General features: G+C 66.8%; 20 protein-coding genes. 15 read left to right on the forward strand and 5 right to left on the reverse strand.

The window, feature by feature from the left end:
• The first annotated feature begins 193 nt into the window (after positions 1–193).
• From BLS25_RS00645 to BLS25_RS00680, 8 genes are all read left to right on the forward strand, one after another.
• Positions 194–1,327, forward strand: coding sequence for a 5-(carboxyamino)imidazole ribonucleotide synthase (locus BLS25_RS00645; RefSeq protein WP_056226783.1), 1,134 nt, complete (start codon positions 194–196; stop codon positions 1,325–1,327).
• Positions 1,328–1,421: 94 nt separating this feature from the next.
• Positions 1,422–1,889, forward strand: coding sequence for a 5-(carboxyamino)imidazole ribonucleotide mutase (gene purE, locus BLS25_RS00650; protein WP_074694385.1), 468 nt, complete (start codon positions 1,422–1,424; stop codon positions 1,887–1,889).
• Positions 1,886–3,349, forward strand: coding sequence for an LCP family protein (locus tag BLS25_RS00655; protein WP_074694085.1), 1,464 nt, complete (start codon positions 1,886–1,888; stop codon positions 3,347–3,349). Before purE ends, BLS25_RS00655 begins: the two co-directional genes overlap by 4 nt.
• The gene (locus BLS25_RS00660; RefSeq protein ID WP_074694086.1) at positions 3,346–4,449 is read left to right on the forward strand and encodes a glycosyltransferase family protein; all 1,104 of its coding nucleotides are present in this window, start codon (positions 3,346–3,348) and stop codon (positions 4,447–4,449) included. Before BLS25_RS00655 ends, BLS25_RS00660 begins: the two co-directional genes overlap by 4 nt.
• A gap of 28 nt (positions 4,450–4,477) precedes the next feature.
• The gene (locus tag BLS25_RS00665) at positions 4,478–6,733 is read left to right on the forward strand and encodes a glycosyltransferase family protein (RefSeq protein ID WP_074694087.1); all 2,256 of its coding nucleotides are present in this window, start codon (positions 4,478–4,480) and stop codon (positions 6,731–6,733) included.
• A 38-nt stretch (positions 6,734–6,771) separates the two neighbouring features.
• A complete protein-coding gene (locus tag BLS25_RS00670; RefSeq protein WP_074694386.1) occupies positions 6,772–7,701 on the forward strand; it encodes a glycosyltransferase family 2 protein in 930 nt (309 codons plus the stop codon).
• Positions 7,702–7,763: 62 nt separating this feature from the next.
• The gene (locus tag BLS25_RS00675) at positions 7,764–8,300 is read left to right on the forward strand and encodes a hypothetical protein (RefSeq protein ID WP_074694088.1); all 537 of its coding nucleotides are present in this window, start codon (positions 7,764–7,766) and stop codon (positions 8,298–8,300) included.
• Complete coding sequence (locus BLS25_RS00680) at positions 8,297–10,714, forward strand: hypothetical protein (RefSeq protein WP_074694089.1); 2,418 nt, start codon at positions 8,297–8,299, stop codon at positions 10,712–10,714. Before BLS25_RS00675 ends, BLS25_RS00680 begins: the two co-directional genes overlap by 4 nt.
• Positions 10,715–10,800: 86 nt before the next feature.
• On the opposite strand, the gene BLS25_RS00685 is transcribed toward BLS25_RS00680, so the two are convergent.
• The gene (locus BLS25_RS00685) at positions 10,801–12,318 is read right to left on the reverse strand and encodes a DUF2142 domain-containing protein (protein WP_074694090.1); all 1,518 of its coding nucleotides are present in this window, start codon (positions 12,316–12,318) and stop codon (positions 10,801–10,803) included.
• Between the two features lie 123 nt (positions 12,319–12,441).
• Here BLS25_RS00685 and BLS25_RS00690 point away from each other — a divergent pair, with 123 nt between their 5' ends.
• Both BLS25_RS00690 and BLS25_RS00695 read left to right on the forward strand, forming a co-directional pair.
• On the forward strand, positions 12,442–13,173 hold the full coding sequence (locus tag BLS25_RS00690) for a glycosyltransferase family 2 protein (protein WP_074694091.1): 732 nt from the start codon (positions 12,442–12,444) through the stop codon (positions 13,171–13,173).
• Positions 13,170–13,574 (forward strand): DUF2304 domain-containing protein, encoded by a 405-nt coding sequence (locus BLS25_RS00695; RefSeq protein ID WP_074694092.1) that lies wholly within the window; start codon positions 13,170–13,172, stop codon positions 13,572–13,574. The genes BLS25_RS00690 and BLS25_RS00695 overlap by 4 nt, the downstream gene beginning before the upstream one ends.
• 11 nt (positions 13,575–13,585) lie before the next feature.
• Here BLS25_RS00695 and BLS25_RS00700 read toward each other — a convergent pair whose 3' ends face one another.
• From BLS25_RS00700 to rfbB, 3 genes are read right to left on the reverse strand one after another with little or no spacing between them, the layout of a single operon-like run.
• On the reverse strand, positions 13,586–14,041 hold the full coding sequence (locus tag BLS25_RS00700) for a GtrA family protein (protein WP_074694093.1): 456 nt from the start codon (positions 14,039–14,041) through the stop codon (positions 13,586–13,588).
• Entirely contained in the window at positions 14,038–15,459 is a 1,422-nt protein-coding gene (locus BLS25_RS00705; protein ID WP_074694387.1) for a sugar nucleotide-binding protein, read from the reverse strand. Before BLS25_RS00705 ends, BLS25_RS00700 begins: the two co-directional genes overlap by 4 nt.
• 5 nt (positions 15,460–15,464) lie before the next feature.
• Complete coding sequence (gene rfbB, locus BLS25_RS00710; protein WP_074694388.1) at positions 15,465–16,463, reverse strand: dTDP-glucose 4,6-dehydratase; 999 nt, start codon at positions 16,461–16,463, stop codon at positions 15,465–15,467.
• 83 nt (positions 16,464–16,546) lie between these two features.
• Here rfbB and rfbA point away from each other — a divergent pair, with 83 nt between their 5' ends.
• The 5 genes from rfbA to BLS25_RS00735 all read left to right on the forward strand — a co-directional run bounded on the left by rfbA (position 16,547) and on the right by BLS25_RS00735 (position 23,463).
• Positions 16,547–17,422, forward strand: coding sequence for a glucose-1-phosphate thymidylyltransferase RfbA (gene rfbA, locus BLS25_RS00715; protein WP_074694094.1), 876 nt, complete (start codon positions 16,547–16,549; stop codon positions 17,420–17,422).
• 142 nt (positions 17,423–17,564) lie between these two features.
• Positions 17,565–19,358 (forward strand): rhamnan synthesis F family protein, encoded by a 1,794-nt coding sequence (locus BLS25_RS00720; RefSeq protein ID WP_176786288.1) that lies wholly within the window; start codon positions 17,565–17,567, stop codon positions 19,356–19,358.
• Entirely contained in the window at positions 19,355–21,286 is a 1,932-nt protein-coding gene (locus tag BLS25_RS00725; protein WP_074694096.1) for a rhamnan synthesis F family protein, read from the forward strand. Before BLS25_RS00720 ends, BLS25_RS00725 begins: the two co-directional genes overlap by 4 nt.
• 42 nt (positions 21,287–21,328) lie before the next feature.
• Complete coding sequence (locus BLS25_RS00730; RefSeq protein ID WP_074694097.1) at positions 21,329–22,249, forward strand: ABC transporter permease; 921 nt, start codon at positions 21,329–21,331, stop codon at positions 22,247–22,249.
• Between the two features lie 5 nt (positions 22,250–22,254).
• Positions 22,255–23,463, forward strand: a complete 1,209-nt coding sequence (locus BLS25_RS00735; protein WP_074694389.1) for an ABC transporter ATP-binding protein — start codon at positions 22,255–22,257, stop codon at positions 23,461–23,463.
• 70 nt (positions 23,464–23,533) lie between these two features.
• On the opposite strand, the gene BLS25_RS00740 is transcribed toward BLS25_RS00735, so the two are convergent.
• Positions 23,534–24,496 carry a glycosyltransferase family 2 protein gene (locus tag BLS25_RS00740; protein ID WP_074694098.1) on the reverse strand — a complete coding sequence of 321 codons (963 nt, stop codon included), beginning with the start codon at positions 24,494–24,496 and terminating at the stop codon, positions 23,534–23,536.
• Positions 24,497–24,614: the final 118 nt, after the last annotated feature.

A 24,614-nucleotide genomic window follows, 5' to 3' on the forward strand; every position in this document is an offset into this window, starting at 1 on the left:
GACATAACGCAGGAGACGCACGCTCTTCCGGCCGAGATCGCGCTGCGGCCGGGGTCGCGCGCGCACATCTCCTGCGTTGTGTTCAGCGCAAGGTGCGCCGGCGGATCGCGCCGGTCCCCATCGCCCGGCCATCCGGACCGGCTCGCGCCCCCGCGGGCGGCCCGACAGAATGGATGCCGACGGAAGGAGCGGCATGGCGCTGCGAGTCGGAGTGGTCGGTGGCGGACAGCTGGCGCGGATGATGATCGCGCCCGCCGTGGAGATGGGGGTCGAGATCCGCGTCCTCGCGGAGGACGAGGGCATGTCGGCGGCACTCGCCGCGACCGCCGTCGGCGACTACCGCGACGCCGCGACGGTGCTCGCCTTCGCCCGTGACGTCGACGTCATCACCTTCGACCACGAGCACGTGCCGCAGGACGTACTGGCCGCCCTGGTCGACGCCGGCGTCGCCGTCCACCCCGGACCCGCACCCCTCGGCGTCGCTCAGGACAAGCTCGTCATGCGCGCGAAGATGGCCGAGCTCGGGCTTCCTCAGCCCGACTGGGCCGCCGTGTCCACGGCATCCGACCTGCAGGAATTCCTCGACGCGCACGGTGGGCGAGCGGTCGTGAAGACGCCGCGCGGCGGGTACGACGGCAAGGGCGTCCGGGTGGTCTCCGCCGCCACCGAGGCGGACGACTGGTTCGCCGCGCTCGCCGAGGACGGCAACGGCGGTGCCCTCCTCGCTGAAGAACTGGTCGACTTCACCCGAGAACTGGCCCAGCAGGTCGCCCGACGCCCCTCCGGCGAGGTGCGCGCGTACCCCGTCGTCGAGACCGTGCAGCGCGGCGGGGTCTGCGCCGAGGTCGTGGCCCCGGCGCCCCGCGCCGACGCCCGCGTCCAGCGCGTCGCCGCCGAGATCGGCGTCGCGGTCGCGGAGGGACTGGGCGTGACCGGCATGCTCGCCGTCGAGCTGTTCGAGACGAGCGACCAGCGCATCCTGATCAACGAGCTCGCCATGCGTCCCCACAACAGCGGTCACTGGACGCAGGACGGTGCGATCACGAGCCAGTTCGAGCAGCACCTGCGCGCGGTCCTCGACCTGCCCCTCGGATCGACGGATGCCGTGGCCCCGTGGACGGTCATGATCAACGTCCTGGGCGGCCCCGCCGAGGGCGGCCTCGACGAGCGGTTCGCCGCCGCCATGGCCGCGCACCCCGCCGCGAAGATCCACACCTACGGCAAGGCCCCGCGCCCGGGCCGCAAGGTGGGCCACGTCAACGTCATCGGGGAGGACCTCGACGACGTCGTCTACGAGGGTCGCGCGGCCGCCGCGTTCTTCGACTGAGCGCGCCGTTCCGAGATCTTCCAGCGAGCCGCCCTACCCTGGACCGGTGACCCGGCCGCTGCATTCTTCCGAGACGCCCGTGGTCGGCGTCGTCATGGGCTCCGACTCGGACTGGCGCGTGATGAACGCCGCCAGCGAGGTGTTGACCGAGTTCGGCATCCCGCATGAGGTCGAGGTGGTCTCCGCCCACCGCACCCCCGACAAACTCGTCCGTTACGGGCGCGAGGCGCGTGGGCGCGGGCTGCGCGCCATCATCGCGGGGGCCGGGGGAGCCGCGCACCTGCCGGGCATGTTGGCATCCGTCACCGCCCTCCCCGTCATTGGCGTCCCCGTGCAGCTGGCGACGCTCGACGGCCTCGACTCGCTGCTCTCGATCGTCCAGATGCCCGCGGGCATCCCCGTGGCCACCGTCTCGATCAACGGGGCGAAGAACGCCGGCCTCCTCGCAGCGCGGATCCTCGGCAGCGCCGACACCGCGCTCGCCGAGCGCGTCGAGGACTACGCGCGCGATCTCGAGGCGCAGGTCGAAGAGAAGAACCGTCGGCTGAAGGACTCCCTATGACGCTCGCCGCCGCCCGGCCCCGCTCTCGGACGCACGTCGTCGAGCAGCGTCCGATGCGTCACCCCGACGCGAACTCGCGGGCGGTCATGACCCGTCGCGGGTGGTGGCTCGTCGCGCTCAACTTCCTCCTTCCCGGTTCCGCTCAGGTTCTGGCGGGCAACAGGCGGCTCGGCCGGTTCGGCCTCGGCGCCACCCTTGCGATGTGGACGATCCTGGTGCTCGCCGGTCTCGGAGCCCTGCTCATGCCCAGCGGACTGTTCGCCCTGGCGACCGGATCGTTCATCCCCGACTTCCTGTCGTGGTTCCGGCCGCTGCCGCTGACGCTGGTGCAGATCGCGCTCATCGCGTACGCCGTGCTCTGGATCGTGCTGACCATCGACACGCTGCGGTTGGTCCGACTGGTCAAGGTCGGGCCTCTGTCCCGCGTGGCCATCGCCGTCGTCTCGGTGGCGCTGCTCGTCGTGTCCGGCTCGGGCGCGGCGTGGGCGGCGCAGGCGGCGGGAACGACCCGCGACACCTTCTCGGAGCTGTTCGCGCAGTCCGCCCCCGTCGTCCCGCCGTCCGACGGCTACTACAACATCCTCCTTCTGGGCGCCGACTCCGGCGAGGGGCGCGACTCCATGCGCTTCGACAGCATCTCGGTCGTCTCGATCAACGCCGACACGGGCGCGACCACGATCACTGGCATTCCGCGCGACATGCCGCACTTCCCCTTCGCGCCGGGGCCGATGCAGGACAAGTACCCCGACGGGCACACCGGGTACGCCAACGCGACGTGCGGCTGGGGCAGCGGCATCAACCAGCTCAAGACCGAGGTCGAGGTGTGCCAAGACGGCAACAAGCTCTACCCCGATGCGAAGGCGAACGGCTCCGAGCCCGGCATCGAGGCGACGAAGGACGCCGCCGAGGGGATCATGGGTATCCAGATCCCGTACTACGTGCTGATCGACATGAAAGGCTTCGCCGACCTCGTCGACGCGCTCGGCGGTGTCGACATCGACGTCAAGGAACGCCTGCCCAAGGGCGGCCCCGCCTACGACGGTCAGCCGGTCGACGACTGGGCCTTCGGCTGGATCGAGCCCGGGCAGCAGCACATGAACGGCGACACCGCCCAGTGGTACGCCCGCTCGCGGTACACGACGAGCGATTTCGACCGCATGCGCCGCCAGCGCGAGCTGCAGGAGGCGATCCTCGCGCAGACCACCCCGCAGAACGTGCTCGCGCACTTCCAGGACGTGGCCACCGCCGGAACCAACATCGTCCAGACCGACCTGCCGCAGGGGCTCATCGCCCCTACCCTCGTGAACCTCGCCCTCGAGGCGAAGGGCCAGCCGGTCGGAACGCTCGAGCTAACCCCGGCGGGTGGGGTCGACGAGTTCGATCCCGACTACGCCCAGGTGCAGCAGATGGTGCACGACAAACTGCACCCGCCGACCGAGACGGAGGCGCCCTCCTCATGACCGTGACCCTGCGCGTCGTGCTGGACCAGCTCGTCGCCCCGACCTCCCTCGACCTCGCCGAAGCGTCCGCCTCGTTGACCGAGGCCCTCATCGCCACCGCCCCCCGCGGGTGCGATGTCGGCGCGATCGTCCCCTCGCCCGGAATACCCGACAGCGAGGCCATCGCCGGCCTGAGCTCCGAGACCCGTCTGTCGATGCGCCGCCGCGAGCTCGCGGCATCCTGGCAGCTCGGCGTCGCCCCCGGAATCGGCAAGGGACTCATCCATTCGCCGACCCCGCTCGCGCCACTCGTGCGCCACGACCGCGTCAACGAGACGCACCAGATCGTGGTGACCCTGTGGGATCTGCGCGCGTGGGAGACCCCCGAGGAGCTGCCCAAGGCCGAGGTCCTCGCCGGCCGCGCTCTGCTCTCGCGCGTGACCAAGCACGCGGACGCCGTGATCGTGCCCACGCACGCGATGGCCGAGCGCCTCGCCGAGGTGGCCAAGCCCAAGCTCGTCAAGAAGCTGCGCGTCATCGGTGGCGCTCCCGCCGCGGGACTGCGCGTGCCCTCCGACGCCGTCGGGCGCCTGCGCGCCCTCGATCTGCCGCAGACCTTCGTCGCGGCAGCCGGGGGGAGCGCTGCCTCGGACGCCCTCGGGAGCGCGTTCGCCGCTGTCGTCGCCTCGGGGTGGGAGGGCGACGTCGTCGTCCTCGACATGCCCGAGGGCGACGAGCCCGCCGTGATCGACCTCGCCGCCGCCGCGGGGCTGGCCGAGGGGCGCGTGCACGCCCGTGGCCCGCTCGACCGCTGGGACCGGGCGGCCGTGCTCTCGCACGCGGCGGCGTTCGTGGCCTCGTCCGCGCGCGCGGACTGGCCGTGGCGCGCGGTCGACGCCCTCGCCGTGGGCATCCCCGTCGCGGCGGTCGACAGCCCCGTCCTCCACGAGGTCCTCGCCGACGCCGCCGCCTTCGCCCCGGCCGACGAACTCGGTGCCGCGCTCTCGCGAGCCCTCGGGGAGGACGCCGAGCGCTTGCGCGTGCTGGCCGGCGACCGCGCCAAGGGATTCGCCTGGGGAGCCTCGGCCGACCGGGTGTGGGCGCTGCACGCGGAGCTGTGAGGCGGGCGTCGGCTTCTACTATGGAGCCATGCAGCGTTCGCGCCTTCGAGGTCTGATCCGGCGCCTACGCGAAGCCCGTGGGGCGGGGGCGCTGGTGCGTGCCGCCGATCGGGTGTGGTGGTACCGCGTCATCTCGGCCTCGCCTCTCGTCGACCCGGAGTACTACGCCGCTCAGCTGGGTCTTCGTCGGCTGCCGGCATCCGTCGCCATCGCGCACTACGTCATACGCGGTTTCCGGCGGGGCATGAGCTTGAACCCCCTGTTCGACGATGTCGTCGCGGGCTGGGAACTGCCCGAGGTCACGCGCGTCCCCGCGTTGTACGCCTACCTCGTGAACGAGCGCGAGACGATCTCGATCCACCCATGGTGGGATGCGGCGGCCTACGGAGCGGAGCACGGCGGGCCCGGGCTCGAGGCAGCATGGGGGCGTCGCGAAAGCGGTCTGCAGGTGCGCGTGGCGGGCCACGAGTGGACCCTGACCGTCGCGGAGATCCGTCGCCGTGCGATCTCCGCCGCTCGCCAGTGGCGCCGGGGAACCCGGGAGGGACAGGCGGCCCCTCCTCGCGACGTCGCCCTGATCCGTATCGTCCAGGCCCACGATCGACGTTACGTGCGCAAGCTCGTGCAGGCGGCGCAGCGCGTCGACGGGTGGGACGTGCTCGTTCCCCTCGTGGACGTGGATGCCAGCCAATGGGTGTCCACTGCTCTGCTCGCGGATCTCGTGCCCGGGCTGCGCGTGAGCGGTCATCGGCGGGGGACGAGGTGGCTGTCGGTGGTCGCCGCCGCGGTTCGCAGCACGTCGGCACCCGTCGTGGCGGTCCTCGATCCCCGAGCGGAGTTCGACGACGCCCAGCTCGACGCCCTGGTCGCGCAGGCATCGGCGGGGGCGGCCGTGTGCGCGGCTCATCGCGCCCCCGACGGCACGATCGACGCCGTGGGAGCCGCCGATGTCGGTGGGGATAGGCCGTACGCCCTGTTGTCCGGCTTGCCCGGCGATGACCTGGCGGGACTGCCCGAGTCGGTCGATGTGCCCCTCCTGTCCGGCCGCACGTTCTCCATGCCCGCCGCGATTTTGCGCCGCTCGCTCGACACCCTCGACGACGGAGAACCCGACGCCCTCTCCGCGATCTCGCGGACCGTTCGCGACGAACTCCCCCTTCGAGCGCTGCCCCGCGTGAACCCGGTGCTGGACGAACCCGCTTTCGCCTTCTCGGCGAGGCCCGCCGCCCGCCGCGGCGTTCGTCGGCATGGCGTGGACGATCGCTCGGGCGCGGAGGCCGTGCTTGCGACCGCCGGGTTCCGCGTCGAGAGCTGGAGCGAGGCGGAAGCGGGGCGCATCGAGCCCGTCCTGACCTGGGTCAGGCCGCACCCCGACGCTCGGCGGTGGGCGATCAAGATGTGCGCACCCGCCGGTAAGCAGGGCGCCGTCTGGGGCGATGCGCACTTCGCTCGCGGGCTCGCCAACGCTCTGCGCCGACTCGGCCACACCGTGGTCGTGGACGCCTACGACGCGCGGGCGCGTTCGACGACCTCCGTCGACGACGTCTCGGTCGCGATCCGCGGGCCGTACGCGTTCGAGGCGACGTCGTCGGGCGTGAACCTCGAGTGGATCATCAGCCACCCCGACTCCCTGACCCGCGAAGAGGTGGCGGGGTTCGACCGCGTCTTCGCCGCGTCGCACGGCTGGGCCGAGCGGGCGGGCCGTCGATGGGGGCTCGACATCGTGACGTTGCTGCCGTGCACCGACACCGACGTGTTCCACCCGCGCGGTCTGCCGCGGGACGAGGACATCGTCTTCGTCGGGAAGACGCGCGGGGCGGTCCGCCCGAGCGTGGTCGAGCCCGTGAAGGCAGGCATTCCCGTGCGCGTCTACGGGCCCGACTGGGCGCACTTCGTGCCCGCGTCATCGATCGCCGCGAAGTCCATCCCGCACGAACGTCTTGCAGAGCGCTACGAAACGGCATCCATCGTCCTGAACGATCAATGGCCCGACATGCAGCGGGAAGGATTCATGACCCTGCGTCCGTTCGACGTCGTCGCGGTCGAGGGTCGTCTCGTTTCCGAGCCGGTCGAGGGCCTCGAGGATCTGTTCGACGGAGCCGTGGTCACCTATCGCGACACCGCGCACCTCGTCGAGATGCTCTCGGCCCCCGCCGACGACCTCTTCCCCGACGCCGAGCGGCTCCGGCAGATCGCCGCGCGCGTGCGTGAAGAGCACTCGTTCGACGCGCGAGCCGCCGTTCTCGACCAGGCGGCGCGCGAGATCGCCGCTCGCCGCCGCTGACACCGGTCGGACTCGACCTCACCCCTATGCTCGGACCCATGCCTTCTCGCGTGGGAATCGTCGTCCGAACCCGCAGGCGCCCCGACTTCCTCCGCCGCGCGCTGGCGGATGTCGCGGCGCAGACCTTCCACGACTACCGCATCGTGGTCGTGAACGACGGGGGAGACCCCGATGAGGTCGAGGCGATCGTCGCCGCGTCCGACGTCCGTGACGCGGTGCAGGTCCAGCACATCGCCGATGGCGAGGGCGGCCGCTGCGTCGCCGCCAACACCGGCGTGCGCGATGCCGGGACCGATCTCGTCGTGCTCCACGACGACGATGACCGGTGGCATCCCGAGTTCCTCGCCCGAACGGTCGCCTGGTTGGACGATCACGCCCATTCTCCCGCTGTCGCGGTTTCCACCGAGATCGTTTACGAGGAGCAGCGCGGAGGGACCTGGACCGAGGTCGGCCGGGCGCCGTTCTGGGCGGGAATGCAGCGCATCTCCCTCGGCGAAATGATGAGCGTCAACCGAGCGGTCCCCATCTCCGTGCTCTATCGCCGGTCGGTCCACGACGAGGTCGGCTGGTACGACGAGACCCTCGACGCGGTCGAGGACTGGGACCTCTATCTGCGCATCCTCCGCACCGGCGAGATCGGTTTCCTCCCCGGCGAGGCGCTGGCCTTCTGGGCGCAGAGACCGGATGCCACGGGCCTCGACGCCAACAGCATGTTCGCTCTCACCGAGGCGCACGCCGTCGACGATGCGCGCGTCCGCGACAGAGCCCTCGCGGAGTGGGTGCGTCGCGAGGGGCCGGGTCTGCCGCTGTACATGGCGAGTCTGCAGGCGGAGCTCAAGGCGCATGTCGACAGGCGATTCGAGGAGGTTTCGGCAGGGCTGCGCCACGACCTGCGCAGCGAGCTCGACGCCCACCAGCCGTTCTGGTCGCGGGTGCGTCGCTTACGCCGAGGCTTGCGCCGTCGGTGACGACCTGATGTCGTGCGGCGTGGGCGGCTGCGGGAAGAGGACATGCCACGCATAATGTTTGCGTGAAGCACGCCATCGCCGCCGCCGTTCCGTCCTCCCTCCGGCGCACGCGTGTCGTGCTCCCCGCCCTTCTCGTCGCGGGGGTCCTCGGGTTCTCGGGATGCGCGACGTCCCCCGGTTCGACGACGCCGTCGCCGACCGTCTCGGAGGCGACGGCCTCTCCCACGGCGAGCGCCTCTGCGTCGTCGCTGCCCAGCGCGACGCCGACGCCATCCGCGACCTCGGGCGGCACCGAGGCGACGACGGCACCGTACAACGGCGAGATCCTCATCATCACGTCCGAGGTGCGTGACGGGTCGCTGCAGGTATCGGCCATGGTGCCGGGCGTGTCCGAGTCGGGCGGTACCTGCACCCTCACCCTCACCTCCACCGGCAAGAGCGTGCAGACCGCGGCAAACGAGGGCAAGGACGTCACCTACTGCGGCTTGATGTCCATCGCCGTCACGGACGGGTCCGCCCAACCGACGTTCCAGGTCTCCTACAGCTCGCGCACCACGTCCGCCACATCCGCGGTGACGACGGTCGAGCCGACCTCGTGATCCGTCGTACCCGGCGTCGCGGCGTCGCCGCGGTCGTCGCGGCCTGGGCGTGCGGTCTCGCTCTGCTGGTCGCGGCACCGATCGCCCTCCCCGCGACCGTCGCCCCTGCTCCCTCCGCATCCGCGGCGAACGCCTCCGACTGGAACGCGGGCAACATCATCGACGACGCCGTCTTCTACGACGGCAACGCGATGAGCGCTGGCGAGATCCAGGGATTCCTCAACGACAAGGTGCGCAACTGCCAGTCCGGGTACACCTGCCTCAAGGACTACCGCCAGACCACCGACAACCGCCCGGCGGACAAGTACTGCAACGGGTACTCCGGTGCGCCGAACGAGAGCGCCGCGACGATCATCGACAAGGTCGCCCGCTCGTGCGGCATCAGCCAGAAGTCGCTGCTCGTGCTTCTGCAAAAGGAACAGGGTCTGGTCACTTCGACGGCGCCCTCGGCGTGGAACTACTCCGCCGCGACCGGTCAGGGCTGCCCCGACACGGCACCCTGTGACGCCTCCACCCAGGGCTTCTTCTACCAGGTCTACTACGGAGCCCGTCAGTTCGAGGTCTACCGCCTCAACCCCACCTGGTGGGGATACCAGGCGGGCCGCTGGAACAACATCCTCTACAACCCGAACGGGGGATGCGGCACACAGCGCGTTTACATCGAGAACCAAGCCACCGCAGGGCTCTACATCTACACGCCGTATGTGCCCAACCAGGCGGCACTGAACAACCTCTACGGCACCGGCGACGGCTGCTCCGCGTACGGGAACCGCAACTTCTGGCGGACGTTCACGGACTGGTTCGGGTCTACCCGTTCGGGAGGTAACCCGTTCGGGTACATTGATCAGGTAGAGGCCTATCCGGGCGGCATTCGTGTGCGGGGCTGGGCAATCGACCCGAACACGACCGACCCCATCCAGGTTCACGCCTACTTGGGATCGGTAGGCACGGTCCTCACCGCGGACGGCGACCGTCCCGACGTGAGCGACGCCTACCCGGGGAGTGGTTCGCGGCACGGGTTCGATGCGCGAATTCCTGCCCCCTCAAGCGGCAGCGGAACAGTCTGCCTGTATGCGATCAATACAGGACCCGGTTCGAATGTGACACTTGGCTGTCGAGAGATGCCCTTCTATTCCGGTTCACCGGTCGGCGCCGTTGACTCTGTCCAAGTCGCTTCGGGGTCGGTCACGATCGCGGGCTGGGCGTTGGATCCCGATACCGCCGATTCCATCGCCGTGCATGCATATGTGGATGGGGCCGGAACTGCAATTCTGAGAGCGGACCAGGATCGTCCTGATCTCGCCACGCATTACCCGGTGCACGGCACTGCCCACGGGTACCGTGCGACAGTGAAAGTTCCTCTCGGTGCGCAGACCTTGTGTCTATATGGAATCGATTCCGGTCGGGACGACAACACCACCTTAGGTTGTCGCAGCATCATGATCCCCGCTGCGAAAGATGTCGGCCGGGCGCCGATCGGTAACCTGGAGTCGGTCGCCGTGGTCGGGTCGACGGCTCGCGTGACGGGGTGGGCCATCGACCCCGACACTTCTCAGCCGATCCCCCTTCACATCTATGTCGCGGGTGCTGGCCGAGCGTTCACTGCCAATCGTGATCGTCCCGATGTCGCCGCTACTTACCCGCCGTACGGGGCCGCCCACGGCTTCGATGAGGTCCTGGACCTCCCCCCGGGGGACAGCACCGTCTGCGCTTACGCCATCAATACCGCTGGCGCCAACACGACCCTCGGGTGCAGGTCGGTGACGTCCACTGACCAGGGCCGGGCACCCATCGGCAACTTCGAATCTGCGACCGTATCGGGGCGGACCGCCACGGTGACGGGCTGGGCGATCGATCCTGACACGATCCGCCCGATTTCGGTCAAGATCTCGGTCGACGGAAAGGTCGTTCAGGTGACGGCGCAGGACAGTCGACCCGATGTCGGGGCGGCGTATCCGACATACGGCCCGATGCACGGGTTTTCACGCACAGTCGATATTCCCGTTGGCCCATCGACGGTGTGCATCGCAGCTGTCAATTCCGCAGGTCCTGACAGCGACTTGGGCTGTCGGACCGTGACCACGCGGGATGAGGGCCGTGCGCCAATCGGGAGTCTCGACGAGGTGAGCGTCTCCGGCACGACACTGACCGTTCGCGGGTGGGCCATCGACCCCGACACTGCGCGGCCGATCGACGTGCACGTGTACGTCGGTGCAAACGGTGGGGCCGTCCCTGCCAATCTGAACCGGCCGGACGTCGGTGCGGCCTACCCGGCCTATGGTGCCTCTCACGGCTTTCAGACCACCGGGACGATCCCTCCTGGATCCTCACGCGTGTGCGTCTACGCCATCAACACGGCCGGCCCCAACCCGCTACTTGGATGCAGGGATGTCACCGTGTCCGCTGCAGGCTGAGGAAAATTAGACCCCCAGGGGCGAGCTCGTGAACCGCGTCCCTGGGGGTCTGTCCTTGTCACTCGCGGGATAAGGAGGGCCGCTTATCAGCCGCGAACAACAGCAGGTGCTACTGGTGTCTTCTTCGACAGTGCGCTCTCCGGAGTCGGACCGACGACGGTTCGGACGACAAGGAGGAGGCCGGCGAAGAACACAGCCCCCAGGAGCGGGACCGCGAGCGGAGGCGACCATTGCCACGCCGCCGTGAAAGCGGCTGTATCGCCCGCCAGATATCGGTGGCCTGTTCGGATGACGGTGATGGTGACTCCGACGAACAGGAACGCGGGAAGTAGCCAACGCATCATGTTGACAATGCGCTTCGCCGAGTCGTCGAAGGGTCTCCGGTCGGGTCCGGAGTCAATCGCTAGAGCAGCGAGAACGACGAGGGCCGCGACCAGCGGCATGGTGTAACGCCCTTGCCACCCATAGCCCGACCACTGCATACCCGACAGCACACCGGGAATAAGCGTTGCCGATGCGAAGGCCAGAATAATTGCCCACCGTGACCGTCTCGAGGCGAGGCCGAACGCGAAGATGATGACACCGCCGACCAACAGGATCCAGGATGTCGAGAGGATGTTGGGGCTGCGAAGATCAAGCCAACCAAGGTTCCCGTACATTTGCGTGACTTGCTCGTGATAGTTCGAGTAAAACACTGCGATGCCTGCGAGCCCCTCTCGGAAAGAGGCCGGCTTGTCCACCCCGACGTAGTTCGTCCCGTGGACCAGGACCCAGCCGATGCTGAAGGCGGTCGTGGCACCGATGCCGGCCGCGACAATCCACGCGCGGCGATCCGTGACGAGCACACGGATCCGCCCGACACCAGCAACGACGAGAAGTGCTACAGCGGTCGCGGCGAGGAAGAGAGGAGACAGGCCCCGCGTCACGACAAGAACGCAGGAGGACGCAAGCAGCAGCGAATGCTCTTCCTTCCATCTCGGTGTGCCGCTGTCGTTCGCAACGGCGAACCCTGAAACCGTGGCCGCGAACAATGTGGCGATCTCCCACGCACTGGGATTGAGCACCATGCCCACGTAAAGCGTCATCGGGGTCAGGAAAAGAGAGGCGGCGAGAAGCGGAAACGGGGTTCGGCTCCTTCTCCAAAGTAACGACAAGCCCCACGCAAGAAACACCGCAGTTACGGTCGCAGCGAGGGCGCGGGCGAGGTACAAACCGTATTCGGTGGGCACCAGAAGGCTGCCGAGGCCCGTCCACAGGTAGAACACCGGGTTGTAAAGTCCGGCGTTCGTCTGTGAAACGATATCGGCGTCGGAGATGATGCGGAGCGGGCCTTGGCAGGCCGCCGTGACATCCGGCTGGAATGCGATGCAGGTAGCGAACTGATGAACATTCGCCAGCCGCGCCGGGAGTGTCGGTTCGAGGAGCCCGGCCTGTCCTCGGACAACTGCCGCCGCATACACATAGTGGGCAGCCTCGTCTGCTCCCGAGGCGATCGGGAGAAAAATCGCCCCCGAAAGCAAGATCGCAAGAATTCCGACGAATATCGTCGCAATCTGGGCGAAACGCCCCGCGGGTAGTGAAAGGCGAGAGGGGAGAGCGCGCATGTGGTGATGGATCCTTCCGAGCGCGGCTCACCGGTTTGGGGCACGTCGCTGGCAGGTGTGATCCTACAAGCCGACGTATGAGGTCTTCATCTGCGGAGGTGTCGCGCTGGTAGGATCGAGAAGATGTCTGCCGCACGATCGAGCACTCTGGTCATCGTTCCGGCGTGGAACGAGGGCGAGAGCGTCGGCCCCACTGTGAGAGAGATTCGTGCCCAGCCTGAGGGTTGGGACATCTTGGTGGTGGACGACGGATCCTCGGACGACACACCGGAGCAGGCTCGGGTAGCGGGCGCGACGGTGCTCTCCCTTCCTTTCAATCTGGGCGTCGGCGGAGCGATGCGTGCAGGGTTCCTCTACGCGCAGCGACACGGGTACGCGCGGGCGATCCAAGTCGATGCAGACGGGCAGCACAATCCGCGCGACATCGCCGTCGTCCTGGATGGGCTCGAGGTCGCAGACATATCCATCGGCGCTCGCTTCGCGGAAGTCGGGGACTACTCGGCCCGAGGTCCGCGGCGCTGGGCGATGCGAATGCTCGCCACCGTTCTGTCCCGCATCGCGGGCACTCGACTCACCGACGTGACTAGCGGCTTCCGTGCTGCGAATGTGCGTGCAATAGATCAATACGTTCTGTACTACCCCGCCGAGTACCTCGGAGATACCGTGGACTCGCTCGTGAACGCGCTGCACGCCGGGCTGACGGTAGTACAGGTTCCTGTCGCGATGCGCCCCCGCGCCGCCGGTAGGCCCAGCCAGAATCCGCTTGGAGCCGCTGTGTACTTGCTCCGGTCCGTCTTCGCGCTGTCGCTCGCCATCACACGTGGTGCTGCTAGTAAGACAGGAGTACGAGCATGATCGTCGTCGCCGGAATAGCCTTCGCCGTCCTCGTTCTCGCGATAATCGTGGTCATGCTGCTCCGGCGGCAGCTTCGAGAGAAGTACGCCACCCTGTGGCTTCTCATCGGCCTCGCGCTGCTCATCATTTCAGTCTTTCCCGGTCTGCTTCTTCAGCTGACACATCTGCTCGGCGTCGAGGTTCCCGCCAACCTCATCTTCGCGCTCTCGCTCGTGCTGCTCGTCGGTGTGGCGCTTCACCTGTCGTGGGAGCTTTCTCGTGCAGAGGAAGAGATACGTCGTCTCGCTGAAGAGACGGCGATCAATCGGGCAGACATCGATGTTCTCGCCCGGCGTCTCGACGCAACGGAGCGCGCTCACAAGCCTCGCGACGCGAACCCGTCAGGCACCGCTGAGTCGTAAGCTCGCGCTGTTCAAGGGGAAGAATTTCGACGCGGGGCGGCGAAAACCCAGTAGCGATAAGCGAAGTAGTTCCACACCGTCGTAGATGCAACTGCGACGATCTTTCCGAAGATCCAGGCGGGGCCCAGCGCGGCGACACCCGCCACAATGGCCGTCGTAGCAATCGTGTTGAAAGCCACGAGCGCGGTATATTTCACCGCGCTCGAAGCGACGCTCGACGCTGTGCCGAACGTCAGAAAGCGCTGAAGGATATACGTCACTCCGAAGCTGAGCAGGAAGGCCGTGGGGGTCGCGATGACCAACGGCACGGCCAGCCAGTCATGCAGTAGCGCGAGCAGACTAACGTCAACCAGGAAGGCAACCCCTCCAACGAGGAGGTAACGGACGGCGCTATGGGACCAGACGAAGCTGATCGCACGAGCGAGAGGCCCACCGGTGGCCTCATCCTGACGCCGAGGCGAACTCATGTGCGACGAAGGTAGTCGCGCAGGCTCACATGAGCATCCTTGAGCATGATCCCCGTTGCATGACTGGCGGAGAGATCCAACACGCTGTTCCTCGGACGTGGTGCGATGGGCGTCTGAGCCCCCGCGAAATACTCCTCGGTGCTCACTCCGGTGACCCGCTGAGGGTCATGTCCGGTCATCGCAAAGACCTGCCGGGCTACGTCGAACCAGCTAGCGGATCCCCCGTCGCCGGTGACGTTATATCGGCCGAACGGGGCACCCGTGGTCACAAGTGCGCGGATGGCGGATGCGATGTCATCGGTGAAGGTCAAACGACCAAATTGATCGTTGACGACTCGAGGGTCTACTCCCCGTTCAGCGAGCGATGCCATCGTGCGGACGAAGTTGTTCCCATCACCGATCACCCAGCTCGTACGGACGATGTAGTGGCGCGGAACCGAAGCGACGATCGCGTCACCCGCGGCCTTCGTCTGGCCGTAGACGCCCAGCGGCGAGACGGGATCATCGGTCGAGTACGCGCCGTCCTTCGTCCCGTCGAAGACGTAATCGCTGGAGACATGCACGAGGGTGATGCCGTTCTCGCTGGCTACGCGAGCCAGAGCGGCGACGGCGGTGACGTTCGCCGCCCAGGCCTCCGTCCGCCCCGCGGGAGTCTCGGCGGCGTCGACCTTCGTGTAGGCGGCGGCGTTGATGATGGCGCTGTAGTCGCGCCAGCGGCGCGCGTCATCCAGTCCGGCCGAGGTGAGGTCAAGATCCGCGCGAGTGGCGTACTCGATCCACGGATGTTCGCCGAACTCGTCGCGGAGGGCACGACCCAGCTGCCCGTTCGCGCCGGTGACGAGGATCTTCTTCGGCGGCATGGGGACCACCTCGGCGAGACGAGGGTGCGCCTTGTCCTTCGGGCTGATCTCGACGTCGGCGAGAGGGATGGGCCACTCGATGGCGGCCGTCTCGTCTGCGAGGTTGAGGAAGGTGTACGTCGCGTCGGGCGACCAGTGGTCGTTGACGAGGTACGTGTAGGCGGTGTCGACTTCGAGAGTCTGATACGAGTTGCCGACTCCACGAGGAACGAAGATGGCCGTCGACGGGTCGAGCTCGGTCGTGAAGACGGCGCCGAAGCTCTCGCCTTCGCGGAGGTCGACCCAGGCGCCGAAGATGCGCCCGGTGGCCACGGAGACGTACTTGTCCCAAGGTTCGGCATGGATGCCGCGGGTGGTACCAACGGCATCATTGAAGGAAATGTTGTTCTGGACGGGGCCGAAGTCGGGCAGGTCGATGCCGGTCGCGGACATCTTCTCGCGCTGCCAGTTCTCTTTGAACCATCCGCGCGCATCCCCGTGCACCGGCAAGTCGAGGACGATGAGGCCGGGGATGGGCGTCTCGCGTACCGCGAGAGCCTTGCCGAAAGCGATAGACATCGACGTCACTGCCCCTTGCTGGCGTAGAACGCCTCGACGCCGTCCTTGGCGGGAGCCCACCAGGCCTCGTTGTCGCGGTACCAGTCGATGGTGGCGGCGAGCCCCGTCTCGAAGTCCCCGTACGTGGGGGTCCAGCCGAGTTCCGTGCGGAGCTTGGTCGAGTCGATCGCGTACCGCAGATCGTGACCGGGACGGTCTGTGACGAGGTCGTACGCGTCCGTGGGCTGGCCGGTGATCTGGAGGATCAGCTCGACGACGCTCTTGTTGTCCTTCTCACCGTCCGCGCCGATCAGGTACGTCTCGCCGATTTCGCCCTTGTCGAGGATGGTGAGGACAGCGGAGGAGTGATCGTCGGCGTGGATCCAGTCGCGGACGTTTTCTCCCGTGCCGTAGAGCTTCGGGCGAATCCCTCGCAGCACGTTGGTGATCTGCCGGGGGATGAACTTCTCCACGTGCTGGTACGGCCCGTAGTTGTTCGAGCAGTTGCTGATGGTGGCGCGGACACCGAATGAGCGCACCCACGCTCGAACCAGCAGGTCAGACCCGGCCTTGGTCGACGAGTACGGCGACGAGGGGTTGTAGGGCGTCTGTTCGGTGAAGCGTGCGGGGTCGTCGAGCTCGAGGTCTCCGTAGACCTCGTCGGTCGAGATGTGGTGGAAGCGCACGTCGTGGCGCCGGGCGGCCTCGAGCAACGTGTAGGTGCCGATGATGTTCGTGTCGAGGAACGGGCGCGGGTCGTGCAGGGAATTGTCGTTGTGCGACTCGGCGGCGTAGTGCACGACGGCGTCGGCTTCGGCTACGAGCGGGTCGACAACGGTCGCGTCGGCGATGTCGCCCACCACGAGGCGGACGCGATCGGCGGGCAGCCCCTCCAGCGAAGCGCGGTTGCCGGCGTAGGTCAGCTTGTCGAGCACAGTCACCGTGTGATCGGTGTGCCCGATGACGTGGTGCACGAAGTTGGAACCGATGAAACCGGCGCCACCGGTCACGAGAAGACGACTCATGAGGTCAAGGTTACCGGGGCGGGCGCCCTCACCCGGAAGGTCGGATTGGCGGCAGTCGCGCAACATAGGCGAAACTTGACCCCATGCGCGGAATCATTCTGGCGGGCGGCACGGGCTCGCGACTTCATCCCATCACTCTGGGCATCTCCAAGCAGCTCGTGCCCGTCTACGACAAGCCGATGATCTACTACCCGCTGTCGACCCTCATCCTCGCGGGCATCCGCGACATCCTCATCATCACCACCCCGCAGGACTCCGAGCAGTTCCAGCGTCTCCTCGGAGACGGGTCACGCTTCGGGATCTCGCTCAGCTACCGCGTGCAGCCCTCGCCCGACGGGCTCGCGCAGGCGTTCATCCTGGGTGAGGAGCACATCGGGTCGGAGTCCGTGGCCCTCGTCCTCGGCGACAATATCTTCTACGGCCAGGGCATGGGAACGCGCCTGCGTCAGTACACCGAGCTCGACGGTGGTGTCGTGTTCGGCTACCGCGTGGCCGACCCCACCGCTTACGGTGTTGTCGAGTTCGATGCCGATGGTCGCGTCGTCTCGCTCGAAGAGAAGCCGGAGCACCCGAAGAGCAGCTACGCCGTTCCTGGCCTGTACTTCTACGACAACGACGTGATCGAGATCGCCCGCGAGCTCAAGCCGTCCCCGCGCGGCGAGCTGGAGATCACGGACGTCAACCGCACCTACCTCGAGCAGGGACGCCTGCGGGTCGAACTGCTGCCGCGGGGTACGGCGTGGCTCGACACCGGCACCTTCGACTCGTTGAGCGAGGCGACGGAATTCATCCGCACGGTGGAGAAGCGGCAGGGGCTTTCGATCGGTTGCCCGGAGGAGGTCGCCTGGCGCATGGGCTTCCTCTCCGACGACGAGCTCCGCCAACGCGCGGAGCCGCTCGTGAAGAGCGGATACGGCCGCTACCTGCTGAGCGCCCTTGAAAATGCCGGCGACCGCTGATTCTGGCGGGTCTGACGGTCAGGACCTCGACGTCCGGCGCGTCAGCCCGACGGAGCGAGCCGTTGTCTACGCGGTTCGAGGCGCTGACCGGCTTGAAGGCACGTCGATTGTGGCGTTGCGGTCACTCCGCGCGATTGCCTCGATGCTCGTCGTGATCCATCCCGGTCCCCTTTCCTCCGTGTCGCGTGCGATGCTCGACGGGCTCGTGGACGAAATCATCGAGACAGAGGACGAAGAATTCTCCTCGGAGTCGTATCGAGCGGGCGTGGATCGTGTGCGGCATCGCGCGAGCGTTCGTGAGGTAGTGCTGACCGGCGATTCATGGTTCGGTCCGGTTGGCGACCTCGCCACGTTCTTCGAAGGTATGGCGGACGAAGAGGCGGACTTCTGGGATGTCCTCCCACCCGCGCCACCACGGGAGGCGTTCCCTGGCGAGGGTTTCGAGGCGGTTGTGGACCGCCCGTGGTTCCTCACCGTAGTCCGCAAGCATCTCCTCGACAGTCGGACCTGGAACGAGTGGTGGGGTCGTGCGGTTGCGCCTGGCGAACGCGAACGCGCACTGGAAACTTTCTTCACCGCGGCCGGATTCGCGCATGCTCGGGCTTTCGAAACCACTTATCTGCACGCCAACGACCCGGGGCTTTTCGCCCCGGAAGATCTACTCGAGCTGGGTGTTCCGTTCGTAGATCGAGCGGTTTTCACCAGCTACCCCCCGTTCCTCGACCGCTTCGCGATCCTCGGTCAGGAGATCGCGGAGATGATGAGCCGACGGGGCTACTCTCTCGACATCCTTCTGGCGAGCTTGGCGAGTTCCGTCCCGCCAAAGGCGCTCAACACGAATCTCGGTCTGCTCTCCGTCATCCCTGATATCGCAATCGATCCGGACAGCGGATCAGCGCTGTCAATCGCCGCCGTCGTTCACGTAAGCGATATGGACGAGATCGACGAGATCCTGAGAAGACTGCAGTTCTTGCCGTCCGGGGCTTCGGTGTTCGTGACGACCACCGAGGGCGTCACCGCGGCGCGTCTTGAGAGACTTCTGGAATCGTGGGCGACAACGAACGGCCACACATACGAATTGCGCGTCACTCCGCAGAGTCCCGGCCGTGACATGGCGGACTTCTTCGTGGCCTGTCGAGACGTTATCCAGTCGGACCGATTCGACCTTGTGGTCAAGCTCCACATGCGTCGTGCGCCCTGGAAGACGATGAACAGGTTGCGTTACTTCCGCCGGTACCAATTCGACAACCTGCTGAGCAGTCCTGGGTATGTGCGCAATCTGCTTGCACTTTTCGAGAAGGAGCCGCAGCTCGGCGTGGTCTTCCCTCCGATGGTTCATGTGGGCTACGCCACGATGGGTCGCGGGTGGGCCATGCTGCAGCCTCACGCGCAGCGGCTTGCCAAGCGCATGAAGATCACTGTTCCGCTCGACGCCGTGTCTCCCCTCGCCCCGTACGGCGGCATGTGGGTGGGGCGGCCCGAGGCATTCCGCACGCTTGCCCAGCATCGCTGGACTTTCGGTGACTACGGCTGGAAGTCTGAACGCCGCTATGGTCACCTTCCCCACTTGCAAGAGCGGATGGTACCCGTGGCCGCGGGCCAGTCCGGGTACTACTGCCGTACGGTCCTGAATTTTGCGCACGCGGAGATCAGCTACACGGCGCTGGAGTACAAGGTCGATCAAATGTTCTCGACGACCCGGGGATGGCCGGTCGAGCAAATCGGGTTCCTCCATCGGGCGGGCTACACCGGGTACGGGGGAACCGTTGCCCTCATCCGCATGTACGTCCGAACGAACCACCCGCGGGTAGCTGACGCGTTTCGTCCGGCCTATCGGCTGGCGCTCCGTGGCCACCGCGCGCTTTCGGCAGTCGGGCGCGTCGCCGAACGGTTCCGGAGACAGCGTGGCGACGACGAAAGAGAGACAACGACGTGAAGACAGCCGAGCTGATCGGTGACTGGACGCGTCCGGCCGACCTCTTCCCCGATGACGGCAAGAGACTGCTCATCTACGTCGTCTTCGACCGCCGGGGCGAGGTCGGTGACTTCGTGGTCTACGCGCTGGAGCACTTCCGTGCTTTCTGCGACGAGATCGTCGTGGTCTCCAACGGCCCGCTCACCGTACAGGGGCGTGAGCGCCTGGAGGCGGTCGGGGACGTCGTCTTGGAGCGGCCGAACGAGGGCTACGACATCTGGGGCTACAAGCACGGTCTGGATGCGGTCGGAGACCGCGTCGCCGAGTTCGACGAGTTGCTCCTCGTCAATGACACGTGGTTCGGCCCGATCCGGCCCTTCGGCCCGATCTTTGACCGTATGAACGCGCACCCGCTTCACTTCTGGGGCATGACGGATCACCTGCGCGTGGAGCCGCACCCCTTCACGTCCGAATCCGACTACCTGCCGTACCACCTGCAGTCCTACTGGGTGGCGGTGCGGCGTCGGATGTTCGAATCGCCCGAGTGGGAAGCATACTGGCGCGACCTTCCGGCAATGACGACCTACTCCGATGCCGTCACGAAACACGAGGGCGTATTCACGGAGCATTTCACCCAGCTCGGCTTCTCGGGCGAGGTCGCCTTCCCGACGCTGACGGACAAGATCGAGAATCACGCCGTGCTCTATGCGGAGCAGCTGATCGACGCGGGCTGCCCCACGCTCAAGCGTCGTCCGTTCTTTCAGTGGCCGGTGTACCTGGATAGAGTCGCCGTCGTCGGAAAGTGGACGCTCGAGGCGGCCGAGCGCAACGGCTACCCGGTCGAGATGATCTTCGACGATCTCGCGCGCAACGTCGAGCCACGCGTACTCAATGCCGATGCAGCCCTGCTGCGCGTCCTCTCTCCGACCGACGACGGGTACGACCCGTCGCGGCCGTTGCGTACGGCGGTCATGGCACACATCTTCTACGTCGAGATGACCGATGAGATCATCGATAGGGCTCTGTTCCTGCCCGGTCCGGTCGATCTCATCGTGACGACCCCGGATGCCGAGCGAGCCCGGGCGATCGAGGACATCATCGCGCGACGAGAGTTGCCTGGTCATTCGGAGGTGCGCGTCGTCGCGTCGAACAACGGCCGCGACCAGGCCGCATTCCTGATCGGCTGTCGGGACATCCTGCTCTCGGATCGATACGAGCTGATCGTGAAGATCCATTCCAAGAAGACCCCCCAGGACGGCGCGAACGTCGGACGGCACTTCCGGCGGCACCAGTTCGAGAATCTGCTCGCTGGCCCCCACGAGGCCGCGAATGTCGTGGCCCTGTTCCAACAGCAGCCCGGGCTCGGCCTCGCCTTCCCCCCCACGGTGCACCTCGGGCACCCGACCATGGGCCACGGGTGGTGGGCCAACCGTCCGGGCGTCGAAGAACTCTGCGCGAAGCTCGGCGTCCGCGTCCCTCTAGACGAAGTATCTCCGCTCGCCCCGTTCGGTTCGATGTTCTTCGCCCGCCCTGAGGCTCTTCGTCTCCTCGCCGAGCAGGAGTGGACCTACGACCAGTTCGGCGGGCCCGAGGCTTACATCGACGGCAGCCTCGCGCATGTGCTCGAGAGGATGCCGGTGTACGCGGCGGGCGAGCTCGGGTACCACTCGATGACGATCGCGACCCCCGCGTATTTGGCGAAGAGCTACACGGCATTCGATTACAACCTCGACCAGATGTCGGTGACCATGCCGGAGGACACCCAGCACCAGATCACGTTCCTCCGGAGCGCGGGCTACATCGGGTGGGGACGGTTCCGGGACTTCGTGGACATGTGGGTGCGCCTGCATCGCCCGGGCGCCGCGGAAAAGGTGGAACGCGGCTTCGCGAGAACCGAGCGGATGCGCGGTCTGCTCTGGCGAGCGCGCCGTCGTATCCGCCGTGGGTGAATCCAGACGTCGCGCAGGAACGCACCAGTAGAATCGGACCTCATGGCCAGTCCTTCACCCGCCGCGAACAACGCGCGCTTCACACGCCTCGCGGAGATGCCGATGCGCTCCGTCGGCGTGACCCCCGGCCTGGGGCTCGCCTCCCTGTGGACCACCCTTCGCGACATCTTCGCCCGCCGTGAGATGCTCGACCTCCTTGTGAAACGTGACGTCAAGGCTCGCTACAAGGACTCTGCGCTGGGCTTTGTCTGGGCGCTGATCCGCCCATTGATCCTCCTTGGTATCTATTTCGTCGTCCTCGGCCAGTTCCTCGGGGCGGCGAAGGGCATCCCGGATTTCGCGATCTTCATCTTCACCGGCCTCACCGCGATGAGTCTTTTCCAAGAGATCGCCGTCGGCGGCACGGGCTCGATCATCGCCAACGGCGGTGTCGTGAAGAAGGTCTACATGCCGCGCGAGATCTTTCCTCTCGCCGCAACAGGGTCGGCAATCTTCAACTTTGTGATCCAGCTCGGCGTCCTGCTGGTCGCGACGATCATCGCCGCCAAGCCTCCGCTGCACTGGGAGATCGTCTACGCAATCCCTTCGCTTGTGCTGATCCTCGTCTATGGGCTGGCGTTCGCATTCTTCTTCTCCGCGGTCAATGTGTACCTGCGAGATGTTCAATACCTCGTTGAGGTGGTGACGATGCTCTTGATGTGGCTGTCGCCGGTGCTATACGCCTGGCAGATGGCACGACAGATCATCAACAATCCCGTGCTCCTCGAGGTTTACACCAACAACCCTCTGACACTCGCTGTGCTCGGTTTCCAGCGTGCCTTCTGGGTCGCGGGGGACACGCTCGCGCAGCCGGCTCACCTCGTGCTGCGAATGGGCGTCGCCCTGCTCGTCGGCTTGGTGCTGCTGGTGCTGAGCCACCGCGTCTTCGTCCGCCTGCAGGGCAACTTCGCCCAGGAACTGTGACCCTCATGGCCTTCGACCTCGCTCCCGCTGCCGCGCGCCCGGAAGTCATCCGACTGACGGACGTCTCGAAGCGCTTCGTCGTCCGCAAGGACACCTCGATCAAGGAACGCATCGTCACGCTCGGCCGAGCCGGTCGGCGCCATCGCCAGAATTTCTGGGCGCTGAGCGACGTGAGCCTCGATATCCGAGCCGGGAACACCATCGGTCTCATCGGGCACAACGGCTCGGGCAAGAGCACCCTCCTCAAGGTCATCGGCGGGATCATCCAGCCCACTTCGGGCGAGGTCCTCCAGCGGGGACGCGTGGCGGCCCTCATCGAGCTCGGCGCAGGATTCCACCCCGACCTGACCGGCCGAGAGAACGTTTACCTCAACGCTTCGGTGCTGGGCCTCAGCCGTGAGGAGACCCGCGCCAGCTTCGATGACATCCTCGATTTCTCGGGTGTGGGCGACTTCATCGACACCCAGGTCAAGTTCTACAGCTCGGGCATGTTCGTGCGGCTCGCGTTCGCCATCGCGGTTCACACCGATCCCGACATCCTGCTCGTCGACGAGGTCCTGGCCGTCGGCGACGAGCAGTTCCAGCGGAAGTGTCTCGACAAGATCAAAGAGTTCCAGAGTCAGGGGCGGACGATCATCATCGTGTCGCACGCGCTCGACCAGATCGAAGAGCTCTGCGACCGGGTCATCCTCATGGATAAGGGCCGCGTAGCTTTCGATGGGCTGGCGGACGCGGCTGTCGAACGGTTCCGGGAGTTGCTCGAGGAAGGATCGGGCAAAGTCGCTGCGCGGCCCGACCAGGTTCTTCGCGCCGCCGAGATCGTCTCCGTCGAGGTGCGGGGAGCCGACGGCGAACGAGTCGGTGACCTTCAGACGGGTGAGTCGTTCCGCGTCGCCGTGACCGTTCGCGGCCTGCGGCGACTCGACGAGTGGGCCCTCGGCTTCAGCATCGACACCGCCTCGGGGGTCTTGGCCCTCGCCTCGAACACGAGCATGCTGGGCGCGACCGTGCCACCGCTCCGCGAGGGAGAGACGGTGACGGTCGAGATCGATGTCGACAGTGCGCACTTCAACCCGGGCAGCTACTGGGTCAACGCCAACCTCCACGGCATCAGCGAGTCAACCTCCCACGCGTTGACGCAGGGGGCCGAGTTCACCGTGCACGGTCGTTCCGACTCTCTCGGGTCGGTGCCGGCCGAGGTGCGTTTCCGCTGAACCGACCCCGCGTCCGGTCGGACGTCGGTGCGGCCGTCGGCACGCCGCAAATGCGGGAGGTGTCGCGACGTCAGTCCCGCGCGGCCCAATACCCCTCGCCGCGCATGCGCAGCGAGAGGCGAAGATCGATCGAGGAATCGACCGCGTCGAGGGGCAGCGTGACGCGCTGTGCCAGTGCGCCCCTCCGCCACCCTTCCCATCGGCCGACGAGCGATACGGCATCGCGGCGCAGGACGAGACGCGCGCCGGTGACGATCGCCTCGACGAGGAGCGCTCGCAGCCCCCAGCGCGAGCGCAGCACCCCGTACTTGCGCAGAAGATAGCCACGCGCAAACCCGGACAGACGGCGCTGACGCGCGGATTCCCTGCCGGCGCTGGCGCCGCCGAGGTGCACGCCCGACGGCTCGGGCATCGCGACGCACGACCATCCGGCTGCGCGAAGGCGGAACGCCAGGTCGAGTTCCTCGCCGTACATGAAGATGTTCGTGTCGAACAGACCGACCTCGTCGAGGGCCGCGCGACGATATACCGCCACGGCGCCGTAAGGTCCGAGGACGGGCGGGTGCTCGGCATCCGCTTTCGAGAGCTCCGCACCGTGGAACCGGACGAAGCCCGCCCCCGTCACATCGGCCACGATGCCGTAGGAGTCGACGGTGCCGTCGGGGGCGAGAAGCAGGGTCGCGGCGCTCCCGACATGGGATGCCGGGTCATCGGGGAGAGCGCCGAGGGCCGCGGCGACGGCGTCAGGTTGGAGGACGACATCGCTGTTCACGAGCATGACGAGGCGACCATCACCCGCGGCCATCCCGACGTTGCACGTCCGAGCGAATCCGAGATTCACCTCGTTGCGGAGCAGAGTGACGTCGGGGAACTCCGCGCTGATCTGGTCCGCCGTGTCGTCGGGTGACAGGTCGTCCACCACGATGACGTGCGCCGGAACGCTCTGCGCGAGGGCGGCACGGATGCACGACCGCACGAATTCCCATCCCCCGTGGACGGGGATGACGAGATCGACCTGGGGAGCAGCGGTCATAACTGGTCGGCCTTCCGGTGGGGGAGAACATCCGGCCGCCGGGCGCAGTCGCACGGAGTGTCGCGACGCCGACGGAGGCGGAAGGCCCAGTTTAGTCGCGGACGTCCTCCGCCTCAGC

This window comes from Microbacterium testaceum StLB037 (assembly GCF_900104345.1).
In the GTDB taxonomy this organism is placed as follows: Bacteria; Actinomycetota; Actinomycetes; order Actinomycetales; family Microbacteriaceae; genus Microbacterium; species Microbacterium testaceum_A.